Origin of the sequence: Pollutimonas thiosulfatoxidans (assembly GCF_004022565.1) — a bacterium.
Lineage (GTDB): Bacteria > Pseudomonadota > Gammaproteobacteria > Burkholderiales > Burkholderiaceae_B > Pusillimonas_D > Pusillimonas_D thiosulfatoxidans.
Map to the genome: position 1 here is coordinate 3,216,843 of NZ_CP022987.1, position 12,713 is coordinate 3,229,555.

Genomic DNA, 12,713 nt, shown 5'->3' on the forward strand with positions numbered 1-12,713 from the left:
TTATGGGGAAGGATGACTTCGGTACCTTGCAAGGGCGGGTGGTACTCGTGACCGGTGCGGGTCGCGGCCTGGGCGCGGCAATCTGCGAGACGCTGGCCGCCGATGGCGCTTATATCGTGGCGACGGATGTGAACGAGGAATCGGCCTTATCGATCGTGGACAAGATCAAGAGCGCCTCAGGAGAGGCCTGCGGGTTTCAGCTTGATGTCGGGGACGAGCAACAGGTTCAGCAAGTGCTCGCTGCTGCGGTCCAGCACTGCGGGCGCCTGGACGCGGTGATCAACAACGCCGGCATCGATGTGACGGTGGGCATACGCGAGCTGGACAGCGCCGATTGGGACAGAGTGCTGCGGACCAACCTGACCGGGCCTTTTCTGCTGGCCAAACATTGCCTGGCACACCTGGCGCCCGGTGGCCACATCGTGAACATTGCGTCGACTGCGGCAAGACGGGCCTGGCCCAATGCCAGCGTTTATCACGCCAGCAAGTGGGGCCTGATGGGCTTGACCCACGCCCTGCATGCAGAACTACGATCCGTAGGGGTCAAAGTGTCGGCCGTGATTGCGGGCGGCATGCGCACGCCTTTCCTGTTGGATCGCTTTCCCGACATTGACGCATCGCTGCTACAAGATCCCTTGAATGTGGCCAGGGCAGTCAAGTTCGTGCTGACACAGCCGCCCGAAACCGTGATCCCCGAGGTCATGGTCCTACCGATGAAGGAGACTTCCTGGCCATGACCGCAGCGATATTTCTGGACAAGGACGGCACCTTACTGGCTGATGTGCCGTACAACGTGGATCCCAGACGGATGCAGTTTGCCCCGGGGGCCAAGGCGGGGTTGGCCCGCCTCGGCGCCCTGGGCGTGCCTCTCATTGTGGTGAGCAATCAGCCTGGCGTGGCATTGGGCAAATTCAGCATTGGCGACTTGGTCCCCATGCGCCGGCACCTGGAGCAAATGTTCCTGTTGGCAGGCGCCAAACTGGATGGCTTTTACTATTGCCCTCATCATCCCCAAGGCGTGCACCCGGCCTATACCATCATCTGCGATTGCCGCAAACCGGCGCCTGGCTTGCTCACGATTGCAGCGCAGCGGCGCGGTATAGATCTGACATCGTCGTGGTTTGTTGGCGATATCCTGGACGATGTCGAAGCAGGCCGGCGCGCGGGGTGCCGCACCTTGCTGATCAATAATGGCAATGAAACGGAGTGGCGCAAGAGCGATTGGCGCACGCCCGACCAGATGGAACCCGACCTGGATGCTGCAAGCCGGTGGATCTGCAGCCAGTTCAGCAGACAGGCGGAGCGGATGTGGGCATGACGACGTCGGCTATGGACTGGAGCAAGGCGCAGAACATCCTGTGCGTGCGCCTGGACAACATGGGTGATGTGCTGATGACTACGCCCGCCATCCGGGCAATCAAGACTGCCCGGGCGCAGCGACACCTGACCCTCATGGCGTCCGCCTCGGGTGCCGTGTTGCGGCCCCACCTGACGGAGGTCGACGATCTTATCGTCTACGATGCCGCCTGGGTCAAGAATGATTCCTCCGGCAACGAGGCCGACAGGGCCATCATCGATACCTTGGCGGCGCGTCAGTTCGACGCCGCAGTCATCTTCACCGTGTTCAGTCAAAGCGCCCTGCCTGCGGCATTGATGTGCCATCTGGCCGGCATACCCCGGATACTGGCGCACGCGCGCGAAAACCCCTACCGTCTGTTGAACCCCTGGGTGCGCGATACCGAGCCGCAAAGCGGGATCAGGCACGAGGTGCAGCGCCAGCTTGATCTGGTGGCGGCGGTCGGCATGGCTTGTGGCAATACACAGCTGTCGTTCCAGACCCGCGAGGCGGACCGGCTGGCATTGCGGGCCATCTTGCGCCGCCACGAGGTCGATGCGCCGGGTGGCTGGATCGTTGCCCATTGCGGCGCCACAGCCGAATCGCGACGTTATGGCGCCGCAGGCTTTGCCCGCGCTTTGTCGTTGCTGCAGCAGCAGGGACGTACCGTACTGTTGACCGGTACCGAGGCGGAGCGCGGCCTGATACAAAGCATACGCGGCCGCTGCGCGCCCGGCCTTGCCGTGGTCGACCTGACAGGGTGCCTGTCCTTGGGTCAATTCGCCTGCCTGATCGAAGATGCCGACCTGCTTATATCGAACAACACGGGTCCCGTCCACATTGCCGCGGCGGTGCAGACGCCGGTAGTGGACCTTTACGCACTCACGAACCCGCAACATACCCCGTGGCAGGTAGCTCACCGATTGTTGTCGCACGACGTGCCTTGCAAGTATTGCTATCGCAGCGTTTGCCCGCAGGGAGACAACGCATGCCTGAATGGGGTTGCGCCCGAAGCGGTCGCCAGGGCCGCCTGCGAACTGCTGGAGGAGACGGCATGCACACTTTAGGAATCAACGCCGCGTTTCACGATTGCTCCGCCGCGCTGGTGCGCGATGGCCTCGTGGTCGCGGCAGCGGAGGAAGAGCGCTTTACCCGCATCAAGCATGGCAAAAGACCAGTGCCATTTTCGACCTGGCAATTGCCCTACCATGCGATCGACTATTGCTTGCAGGAAGCCGGCATCCATTTGCGCGACGTCGATCATATTGCGTATTCGTTTGATCCTGCCTTGTTGATCCCGGCCCTCGCGCCGGACGGGAGGATGTCGCTGCCGCTGGAGCCATCCGCAGCCCGGCATGTCGAAGGAAACGGATCGCCCTGGGACCCGCTGTTCCTGTCCTACATCATTAATGCCCCACGCCAGCTCGTGGACGGCGTACCCCATCACCTGCAGCAACGCTATGCCGGCACAACACTGGACCACGTCATGGCACGCTGGCAGTTCGTCGAGCATCATCTTAGCCACGAAGCCAGTGCCTTCCTGGCCAGCCCATACCAGGAGGCGGCGGTGTTGACCATGGATGGGCGGGGCGAACGGGCGTCGACCAGCTATGGGCACTATCGCGATGGCAAATACGAAAGGCTGCGACAGATCAATCTGCCGCATTCGCTGGGCCTGCTGTACGAAGAGGTGACCCGGTATTTGGGCTTCCTGCACTCGTCCGACGAATACAAGGTGATGGCGCTGGCTTCGTATGGACGTCCCGCCTACGTCAACGAGTTTCGAGAAATCCTGCGGTCCGACGATGCCGGTGGATACACCGTCGAGCCCAGCAGGCTGGTCGCGCGCTTCGGGCCGGCGCGAATTCGTGGCGCAAGCTTTGATGCGCAGCACATGGACATTGCGCATTCACTGCAACAGGTGCTGGAAGAAACCGTATTGGACATGGCCAGGTGGCTGCACCATACGACGCAGTCGCCCAACCTTTGCATGGCCGGCGGCGTGGCGCTCAATTGCGTCATGAACGGCAGGCTGGCCGCTGAGGGTCCCTTCGACAATATATGGGTGCAGCCGGCGGCCGGCGATGCCGGCACATCGCTGGGTGCTGCGCTCTGGGTAGATAGCCTCAATCGGGAAACCACGGATCGTTCCTGGGAGATGGATCACGCCTATCTTGGCCCGGCATTCGACGATGAAGAAATCGAGGCCTTCCTGCAGCGCTCCCGCACCCCCTACACGCGCCTGGACGATATCGCCGAGGTAACGGCCACACTGCTTGCCGACGAAAAGATCATTGGATGGTTCCAGGGGCGGATGGAATTCGGCCCGCGCGCGCTGGGTGCCCGGTCCATCCTGGCCTCGCCGCGCGACAGCGCGATGCAATCGCGCTTGAACGAGCTTAAAGACAGGGAGGACTTCAGGCCGGTTGCTCCCGTGGTGCTGGCCGAGCGGGCGCACGAATGGTTTGATGCTCGCGGCAAACCATCAATTACTGCGCCGTTCATGCTTTTTGTGTTTGATGTGCTGGCCGACAAAGCGGACCAGATACCAGCCGTAAGGCACACCGACGGTACGGCCAGAGTGCAAACGGTGACCCGGGGGCAGCACCCAGTATTGCACCGGCTGCTGCAGGCGTTCGAACAGAAAACGGGCGTGCCCGTGCTGGTCAATACTTCGTTCAATACGCGTGGCGAGCCGGTCGTGTGCACACCGCGGGACGCATTGGAGTCATTCTGGACGTCGCCGCTGGACGCATTGGTGATCGGCAGTTTCCTGGTGGAGAAGACCCGATGAGCGCGCCGGTACCTGTCATCTCAGTGGTCGTCCCGACTTATCAACGACCCGACTTGCTGGAACGCTGCCTGGCTGCGTTACTGAAGCAAACATTGGCACGGGATGCCTACGAGATCATCGTTTGTGACGATGGCCCGAGCCGCGCTGCGCAAGACCTGGCCGAGGCGGCTAACGAGCGTACCGAGGGCCGGCCCCAGGTGCGGTACTTCCCGGTGACACGCACGCAAGGGCCGGCCGGCGCCCGTAACGTAGGATGGCAAGCGGCGCGGGCCGAGCTCATCGCTTTCACCGATGACGACACCGTACCCGAGCCGGCATGGCTGGAGGCGGGCGTTCAGGCGATGGCTTCCGGCGTCGAGGCCGCCGCCGGTCGTATTGTCATGCCGCTGCCAGAGCGGGCCACAGATTACGAGCGCGACGCCGCGCGCCTGGGCGAAGCCGAGTTCGCAACGGCCAATGTATTCGTCCGACGTAGCGCGCTGGCATCGGTCGGTGGCTTTGACGAGCGCTACACGCAGGCATGGCGCGAGGATTCCGATCTGCACTTCTCCTTGCTGGAGCGTGGTTACACCATTGTCCCGGCGCCGGGCGCTGTTGTCATACACCCCTTGCGGTCGGCCCGTTTCGCGGCAAGCATCAGCAGCCAGAAAAAAGTCATGTACGACGTCCTGCTCTATCGCAATCATCCACGCTTGTATCGCGAGCGAATTCGGCGCACGCCGCCCTGGCTTTATACGGCAGTTACGGCCACCTTGCTGGCAGGTGTGTGCAGCGTGCTGGCCGGTTGGCAGAGCTTGGGATTCGCATCCTTGCTGGTGTGGGCCGTGCTGACCTTGCTCTTCTTTTTCCGGCGCTTGCGCCTTAGCGCCTTTACCTTGCGTAATGTCGGCGAACTGCTGGTCTCGTCGCTGGTGATTCCCCCTTTGTCCCTGTTCTGGAGAGTGGTCGGTGCACGGCGCTTCGGGCTTGCCTTTCCATGATGGCCGCCCTGTCGATTTGGGATCCACCACCCCGGCGCATAGCCGTGTTCCGGGCCCTGAACCTGGGCGATCTCCTGTGCAGCATGCCGGCGTTCCGGGCCCTGCGCCGCGCGTTTCCCGCTGCCCATATCACGCTGGTCGGGCTGGAGAGCGCGCGCCCGGTGGTGGCGCGCTACAGCGAATATATCGACGACCTCGAGCTCTTTCCAGGGGATCCTGCCTTTCCCGAACAGCCCGCCAGGCCGGCAGCGCTACCGGCGTTCTATCGACGCATGCGATCGCGCGCCTACGATCTTGTGCTGCAGATGCATGGCAGCGGCGCACAATCCAACGCCATCGTGCAATCCATGGCGACCAAGCGGTGGGCGGGCTTCGTGCCCGATGCCCAATCGCAAGCGCCGGGCCAACTGATGGCTTGGCCCGATGATCAGCACGAGGTGCAGCGCTATCTTTCTTTGTTGACATGGCTGGGGCTGCAGGCCAGCGACTCGGCCATGGAGTTTCCCCTGGAACCGGCCGATCATGAGGCTGCCGACCGCATTGCTGCGGACTGTGGCGTGAACCCGGACGTGACGATATTCGTTCATCCGGGCGCTCGCCTGCCATCGCGACGGTGGCCGGTCGAGCGCTTTGCTGCCGTGGCGAACGCGCTTGGGAGCGAGGGCTGGCGTATTGCCATAACGGGTAGCCCGGATGAGTCCGGGCTGGTCCGCAGCCTCTTGTCGGCCCTCACCGTGCCGGCAACGAACCTGTGTGCGGCCACGACCTTGGGCGCCCTGGCCAGTTTATTAAGCCGGGGGCGGCTGCTGAGTTGCAACGACACGGGCATCTCGCACATTGCTGCGGCCGTACAGCTGCCCAGTGTGGTCATCGCCTCGGGCAGCGACGTGGCGCGGTGGGCGCCTCAGGACAAGCAACGCCATGTGGTCCTGCATCACCCGGTAGCGTGCAGACCTTGTGGCTATTGGGAGTGCCCGGTGGGGCACGTTTGTGCGCGGGCCATAACGGTGGAGCAGGTGGTCGAGCGTGCCCGGCACAAATTGAACTGGAGTGCCACATGATGGAATCGCAAAACGCTCGCGAGCGCATCCTGGTAGCCGGCGGCGCCGGTTTCCTGGGGTCCAACCTTTGCCGTCGTCTGCTGCGCGAAGGCCATGAGGTCATTTGCCTCGATAGTTTTCTTACCGGGAAGCGCGGCAACATTGCCGACCTGATGGACCAGCCCCGGTTTTCCTTGCTGCGCCACGATGTCATAGAGCCCATACGATACGACTTGCGGCCTACGCAAATCTACAACTTCGCTTGCCCGGCATCGCCGGTGCAGTATCAGGCAGACCCCGTCCATACCTTGCGTACCTGTGTGGACGGCGCCTATAACCTGCTGGAACTTGCTCGCCGCTGCAAGGCACGCATTCTGCAAGCCTCGACCAGCGAAGTCTACGGCGACCCTCACATGCATCCGCAACCGGAGGCTTACCGGGGCAATGTGAATATTGTGGGACTGCGCTCTTGCTACGACGAGGGCAAGCGCTGTGCTGAGACCCTGTTTGCAGATTATGGGCGGCGCAAGCGTGTGGTGGTCAAGATTGCCCGCATCTTCAATACTTATGGCCCGTATATGGCGCCCGACGATGGTCGGGTCGTGTCCAACTTCATCGCGCAGGCGCTGAATGGCCGCAAGCTCACCATATACGGCGACGGTACCCAGACGCGCTCCTTGTGCTATGTGGACGATCTGCTGGACGGTTTGCTGCGCCTGATGAACAGTACCGAGCTATTACGGGGTCCGGTCAACCTGGGCAGTCCGCGCGAGTGCACCATTATCGACCTGGCCCGCCGCATACGCCGTCTGACCGGGGCGGACGTTTCGTTCGAGTTTCGCCCCTTGCCTTCTGATGATCCGGTGCAACGTTGCCCCGATATCCTGCTGGCCCGCCGACAACTCGGCTGGCAGCCCACTGTCAGCCTCGACGTGGGCCTGCGCCGCACCATTGATTATTTCAGTGGAGCGCTCAAGCCAGCTCGGCCGGACCGGCCGACTTTCGAAACTGCTCAAGGCGGTTATAAAGCGTTTTCGGGCTGATCCCCAGGGCCAGCGCGGTGCGCCGTTTGTCGCCCGCATAATGCTCCAGCGTTGCCATGATGATGGAACGCTGGGCGCTGTTCAGTGGCGTGCCCACCGGTATCTTTAGAAAACCGCGATTGACTTCAGTGGCCGGAGCCCGGAAAACAGGGCTGAGCGGCGCGATCTCGATAATGTCGTCTGCCAGGATGTAAGCACGCGTGACGGTGTTTTTAAGTTCGCGGATATTTCCCGGCCAATTGTAGTTTTCCAGGTGCTCTATACTGGCCGCAGAGAAAGTTTTGCTGGTCTTCTCTTGGGTGTTCAGCTCGTCCAGGAAGCGTTGGGCCAGGTAGGCAATATCTGACTGGCGCGACCGCAAGGGCGGCACCCGTATGGGAAACACAGCCAGACGGTATAGCAAATCGGAACGGAAGGACCCTGCCAGAACGGCTTCTTTGGGATCTCGATTAGTGGCAGCAACGATGCGCACATTAACCTTAAGTTGTTCTGAACCACCCACGCGATGGTATTGGCCGGTCTCCAGTACCCGCAATAATTGCACCTGCATGGACAGGGGCATTTCGGTGATTTCGTCTAAAAACAGGGTGCCCGGATGCGCGCGCTCGAAGCACCCCATGGTGGTTGCGCTGGCTCCGGTAAAGCTGCCTTTCTCGTGTCCGAACAGCTCGCTTTCGGCCAGCGAAGGTGTGATGGCGCCGCAGTTGACAGCGACAAAGGGGCCATCGTGCCTGGAGCTACGTTGATGGATTGCTCGGGCCACGATTTCTTTGCCGGTTCCGCTTTCGCCGATAATAAGCACGCTGGCTTCGGTAGGCGCTGCCTTGACGATGGATCGTGCAAGCTCAAACGCGGCGGGGGAGCGCCCCAGGGTCTTGGACGATGAGATCATAATAAAAAGTCTAATATGAAAAAATCATGTAAAACAGATTTTCGTATTTCGTTTCAAAAATTATAGGCCGTTACGCGGTGCCCCCCTAAAACCGCGTACGATGACTTGAAAGCGAGCAAAAAAAACGGGATGGTCGCCGTGATCCGCGCAACTGCCTGGACTACGGCGGTTAAAAAGAGATGAATTATTCAAGAAGCTAATATGCCGCATCTATTGATCGTAGACGATGAGCCAGCCGTGCGCGAGTTGATCGCTGAGATTGCAGGCGATGATGGCTATACCGTTGCCCACGCAGGCGACATACGCCAGGCCCGCATTCAGATTGATCGTCAAAAGCCGGATGTGGTTTTGCTTGATATGCAGTTGCCCGATGGCGACGGCATGGAGTTCTGGAAAGAGCTCGCGCTGGGCGACACGCAAGTCGTATTCATTACTGGGTTTTCCAGTGTGGACAGCGCCATCGAAGCTCTGCGTTGCGGCGCTGTCGATTATCTGCTCAAGCCGGTCAGTCTGCGGCGATTGCGCGGCGTCTTGAGCGAACTCAAAGAGATGCTGACGCGTCAGCCCGAGCCGGGCGCGCAGAACTGCTTTACCAAAATGATAGGCAATTCGCGCGCCATGCAGTTGCTGTGTGCGCATATCGAGAAAGTAGCCCCCACTCAGGCCACCGTGTTGTTGGTGGGCGAGAGCGGCACGGGCAAAGAGCTGGCTGCCGAAGCCATTCATCTGGCCAGCCCCCGGCACAAGCAGCCCTTCATGCCCATCAACTGCGGCGCGATCTCGCCCAACCTTATCGAGAGCGAGCTCTTCGGCCACGAGAAGGGCAGCTTCACAGGGGCCGATCGACAACATAAAGGTTACTTCGAGCGCGCGCGGGGCGGCACGCTGTTCCTCGACGAAATCACAGAAATGTCCATGGAGCTGCAGGTCCGTCTGTTGCGTGTACTCGAGACCGGACGATTCATGCGGGTTGGCACGCACGAAGAGACCGTTGCCGATGTGCGCGTCATCGCGGCAACCAATCGCAATCCCGAACAGGCGGTCAGCAACGGTACCTTGCGCGAAGACCTCTACCATCGCCTTAGTGTTTTCCCGCTGGAATTACCACCCTTGCGCGAGCGCGAAGACGACATCCTGCTGCTTGCCGAGCACTTCCTTCGGCATCTGAACGAAGAGGGACGCACACAGAAGGCGTTTTCGCCCGAGGCCTTGAAGGCCATGCGCGAATACACATGGCCGGGCAACATACGCGAACTTCGCAATTATGTTTACCGCAGCTACATTCTTGCCGACGATGTTATCAAAGGCGACTTCAACTCCTTCGAGTTGGAAAGCCGTTCGCCAGGCTGGGGCTCGGAAATCCTCGTTCCAGTGGGGGTGCCTTTGGCCGACGCCAACCGGCAACTGATACTCGCCACCTTGAAGCAGTGCGGCGGGGTCAAGAAGACGGCCGCCGAAATGTTGGGCATCAGTCTCAAGACCCTGTACAACCGGCTTGAAGAATACGGCGCCACCGACGACATAGACCAGCCGTCCTCCACGCTGCGCTAAGGCGCAAGGCGGGCACGGGGCATGCTGCCTGTGCCCAGGTTGGCACTGGGGCGTATCATCATGGTCGAAGGCAAGGCGACAATAGTCGTACTGACATATAACCGGCGCGAGCAGGCGCTAAGCACTTTGGAGTGCTTGAGCCAGTTGCCCGGCGGGTGGCCCATCATCGTGGTCGACAATGGCTCGTCCGATGGGACAGCCAACGCCATCCGAGCGCGCTACCCCGCCGTTATGTTGATACGGATGCGCCGCAATCTTGGCGCGGCGGCCCGTAATATCGGCGTGGCATACGCGCACACCCCTTACGTGGCATTTTGCGACGACGACACGCAGTGGGAACCCGGCGCGCTTGAGCGTGCAGTAACGTTACTCGACCAGGCGCCCACCGTGGCGGCGCTCAGCGCCAATGTTCAGGTCGGTCCGGATCGCCGTCCGGATCCCACTTGCCAATTGATGGCAGAAAGTCCCTTGCCGTCGGCCGGCTTGCCAGGTCCCCGTTTGATGGGCTTCATGGCCGGCGCCTGTGTCATGCGTACCAGAGCATTTTCCGATGTTGGCGGGTACTGGCCGCCTTTTTTCATTGGCGGTGAAGAGACGCTAATGGCGCTGGATCTCACGGAGCAAGGCTGGGACATTGTCTATGCAGCGCAAGTGGTGACACGCCATTTTCCTTCTGTCATTCGGGACACTATTTCGCGTCAGCGCTTGCTCTTGCGCAACGCCATTTGGGTCGCGTGGCTGCGCCGCCCTGTCGTCTCGGCATGCCGTATCAGCCTGCGACAGTTGGGGCGCGCGCGCTTGAATGGTGCACTGTTCAAGGTGCTGGGCGCCTCGCTGGTCGGGATGCCGCGTGTACTGCGGCGTCGGCGAGTGATCTCGCCGGCCACGGAGCATCTGTGTCGACTTATGGAGCGGGCCGAGACCCTTAGTGCGCTTAAGCTCTTTGCTCCGGCCGAGTGCGAGGGCGGGCGAGACGCCGCTTCGATGCAGCGTTAATCTGCGACCCTAGGGCATCCAGGTTGTGGGCCTGGCCTGCGGCTGCTGCGGATCAGGATCTTGGATCGGATCCGGAATCTCGCGTGGCGGCAAATCGACTTCACGTGCAGGGTCCACCGGCGGGGTTTCGGGGGGACTCTCGGGATCGTGTCCGGGGGGCTCGGGCACGTGGGCCCAGAGTCGCGAGCGGAAAGGAAAGGCGGAGCGCATTCCGGGCTGTGTATTCATTATGGTCTCCAGTGGTCATTCATAGGCTCTACGGCAGGCTTGCCCTCAGCAAGCGGCGTGCCGCGGCAATGCGTCGCGCCTAAACACACAAAAAAATACACATTGCCATGGCTTGCGAAGGCACGCAGGCATGACGTTTGCCTGAAGTTCGCGCAGGACTTCGGCCGACTGGTGAGCCGCAGACCACATCTTGGAGAGCTTATCGTGGTGATGAATATTTTGGCAGTGACTTCGGAGGCGTTTCCACTGGCCAAGACCGGTGGGCTTGGTGACGCAGTCAGCGGGCTGGCTCATTCGTTGGCAGCGGGCGGGACCCGGGTGACACTGATGTTGCCGGCTTATCCGTCCACTTTCGATTTCTTGCGAAACGCACGACAGGTCGCATTGCTACCCGACTTGCCCGGCGGTGCGGCAAGCTTATGGCAAGGCGATTGCGCCGAACTGGGTGTGCCCGTTCTGTTATTGAAGAACGATGATCTATACGATCGCGAAGGCCTGTATTTGACGCCTGAAGGGAACGAGCACGCCGATAACGCCATACGTTTTGGCGCCCTGGCGCATGCCGCTGCCCAGGTTGCAAAAGGTCTGCCCAATGTCACGCGCCCGCATGTGGTGCATCTGCACGACTGGCATACCGCGTTGACGCCCTTATTAATGCATCAGTTGCATGTGGACGACGTGAAGACCGTGCTGACCTTGCACAATATCGCGTTTCAGGGCGTGTTCCCGATGGCGTATGCCGACGCGCTGCGCATCGAAGATCGTTACCGGAACGACGAAGGCCTGGGCTTCTGGGGCCAAATGAATTTTCTGAAAGCCGGGATCCGCTACGCGGACTTGATTACCGTGGTTAGCGGCAACTACGCGCGCGAGATCCTGACACCGCAGTTTGGCTGCGGCCTGGAGGGCGTACTGTCCGCGCGCGGCAGCGACCTGATTTCCATTCCCAATGGCATCGATACGGAGCTATGGAACCCCGAGGCGGACAGCTACCTGCCGGGCTGGGGATTTGGACCGGACCGTCTTGGCAATAAGGCCTTATGCAAGAAAGCGCTGCAGCGGGCGTTTGGCTTGGAAGTCAATGGCAAAGCGACCCTGATGGCCATGGGAAGCCGCCTGACCCATCAAAAGATGGCGGACGTGGCCGCATCTGCCATCCCGCTGGCGCTGGATGCCCACCCAAATTTGCAGGTGTGCGTGATCGGGCAAGGCGACAAGGGGCTGGAGCAAGCCCTCCTGGCCCTGGAGCAGCGCTACCCGGGCCGCTGCGGTGTCCACATTGGATTCGACGAAAGAACCGCTCATCTGCTGCATGCCGGTGCGGACGTGCTGTTGCACGGAAGCCGATTCGAGCCGTTTGGGCTGACCCCGCTGTACGCAATGCGCTATGGCACGATACCGATAGGGTCCAGGGTTGGAGGGATGGTCGATACGATCAGGGATCCGGGCAAGGATGCCACCGCCGCGCTAATGGGAACGGCAACAGGCATTTTGTTCGATGGCGAACAGCCGGAGGACATGGCAGCGGCCATTACCCGTGCCCTGGTCTTGCGCAATCGGCCTGCCATATGGCGCGCCATGCAGCAAAATGGGATGCGGGCCGACTTTAGCTGGCTTAAAACCATGCCGGCGTATTTAAGCGCTTACCAGTCCCTTCGGCCGGACGTGGCTTTGGGCCGTATACCGGAGCAGCAGCGCCAGAAGGTGCCCGTGCGAGCCTGGGTGGCCAATGTTACGCAAGGTGTGGTGCCGACCAGTCAGGATGCCACTGTGGCTGCGGGCATGGCGGGCCGCTCGCGCAAGTCCGCCCGGGCGGGCAGTATGCTCGGCCATGAAGCGTCGGCCGCCTGATC

At 61.2% G+C, this 12,713-nt stretch carries 12 protein-coding genes; 10 read left to right on the forward strand and 2 right to left on the reverse strand.

Annotated features, from left to right (window positions below):
* Window positions 1-2 precede the first annotated feature (2 nt).
* From CKA81_RS15580 to CKA81_RS15610, 7 genes are read left to right on the forward strand one after another with little or no spacing between them, the layout of a single operon-like run.
* Window positions 3-737 carry an SDR family oxidoreductase gene (locus CKA81_RS15580; protein WP_128356114.1) on the forward strand — a complete coding sequence of 245 codons (735 nt, stop codon included), beginning with the start codon at window positions 3-5 and terminating at the stop codon, window positions 735-737.
* Window positions 734-1,318, forward strand: coding sequence for a D-glycero-alpha-D-manno-heptose-1,7-bisphosphate 7-phosphatase (locus tag CKA81_RS15585; protein WP_128356115.1), 585 nt, complete (start codon window positions 734-736; stop codon window positions 1,316-1,318). The genes CKA81_RS15580 and CKA81_RS15585 overlap by 4 nt, the downstream gene beginning before the upstream one ends.
* On the forward strand, window positions 1,315-2,403 hold the full coding sequence (locus CKA81_RS15590) for a glycosyltransferase family 9 protein (protein ID WP_128356116.1): 1,089 nt from the start codon (window positions 1,315-1,317) through the stop codon (window positions 2,401-2,403). Before CKA81_RS15585 ends, CKA81_RS15590 begins: the two co-directional genes overlap by 4 nt.
* On the forward strand, window positions 2,391-4,130 hold the full coding sequence (locus CKA81_RS15595) for a carbamoyltransferase family protein (protein WP_128356117.1): 1,740 nt from the start codon (window positions 2,391-2,393) through the stop codon (window positions 4,128-4,130). The genes CKA81_RS15590 and CKA81_RS15595 overlap by 13 nt, the downstream gene beginning before the upstream one ends.
* Window positions 4,127-5,110: a glycosyltransferase family 2 protein gene (locus CKA81_RS15600; RefSeq protein WP_128356118.1), complete on the forward strand. Its 984-nt coding sequence runs from the start codon at window positions 4,127-4,129 to the stop codon at window positions 5,108-5,110. Before CKA81_RS15595 ends, CKA81_RS15600 begins: the two co-directional genes overlap by 4 nt.
* Window positions 5,107-6,171 carry a glycosyltransferase family 9 protein gene (locus tag CKA81_RS15605; RefSeq protein ID WP_128356119.1) on the forward strand — a complete coding sequence of 355 codons (1,065 nt, stop codon included), beginning with the start codon at window positions 5,107-5,109 and terminating at the stop codon, window positions 6,169-6,171. The genes CKA81_RS15600 and CKA81_RS15605 overlap by 4 nt, the downstream gene beginning before the upstream one ends.
* Window positions 6,171-7,193, forward strand: a complete 1,023-nt coding sequence (locus CKA81_RS15610) for a UDP-glucuronic acid decarboxylase family protein (protein WP_128356880.1) — start codon at window positions 6,171-6,173, stop codon at window positions 7,191-7,193. Before CKA81_RS15605 ends, CKA81_RS15610 begins: the two co-directional genes overlap by 1 nt.
* Here CKA81_RS15610 and CKA81_RS15615 read toward each other — a convergent pair.
* On the reverse strand, window positions 7,123-8,085 hold the full coding sequence (locus tag CKA81_RS15615; RefSeq protein ID WP_128356120.1) for a sigma-54 interaction domain-containing protein: 963 nt from the start codon (window positions 8,083-8,085) through the stop codon (window positions 7,123-7,125). The genes CKA81_RS15610 and CKA81_RS15615 overlap by 71 nt on opposite strands.
* A 201-nt stretch (window positions 8,086-8,286) precedes the next feature.
* On the opposite strand from CKA81_RS15615, the gene CKA81_RS15620 reads away from it, so the two are divergent.
* A complete protein-coding gene (locus CKA81_RS15620) occupies window positions 8,287-9,636 on the forward strand; it encodes a sigma-54-dependent transcriptional regulator (protein ID WP_128356121.1) in 1,350 nt (449 codons plus the stop codon).
* A 21-nt stretch (window positions 9,637-9,657) separates the two neighbouring features.
* Entirely contained in the window at window positions 9,658-10,632 is a 975-nt protein-coding gene (locus CKA81_RS15625) for a glycosyltransferase family 2 protein (RefSeq protein ID WP_228255742.1), read from the forward strand.
* 9 nt (window positions 10,633-10,641) lie between these two features.
* On the opposite strand, the gene CKA81_RS15630 is transcribed toward CKA81_RS15625, so the two are convergent.
* Window positions 10,642-10,860 (reverse strand): hypothetical protein, encoded by a 219-nt coding sequence (locus CKA81_RS15630; RefSeq protein ID WP_128356122.1) that lies wholly within the window; start codon window positions 10,858-10,860, stop codon window positions 10,642-10,644.
* A gap of 210 nt (window positions 10,861-11,070) precedes the next feature.
* Here CKA81_RS15630 and glgA point away from each other — a divergent pair, with 210 nt between their 5' ends.
* Entirely contained in the window at window positions 11,071-12,711 is a 1,641-nt protein-coding gene (gene glgA / locus CKA81_RS15635) for a glycogen synthase GlgA (RefSeq protein WP_128356123.1), read from the forward strand.
* Window positions 12,712-12,713: the final 2 nt, after the last annotated feature.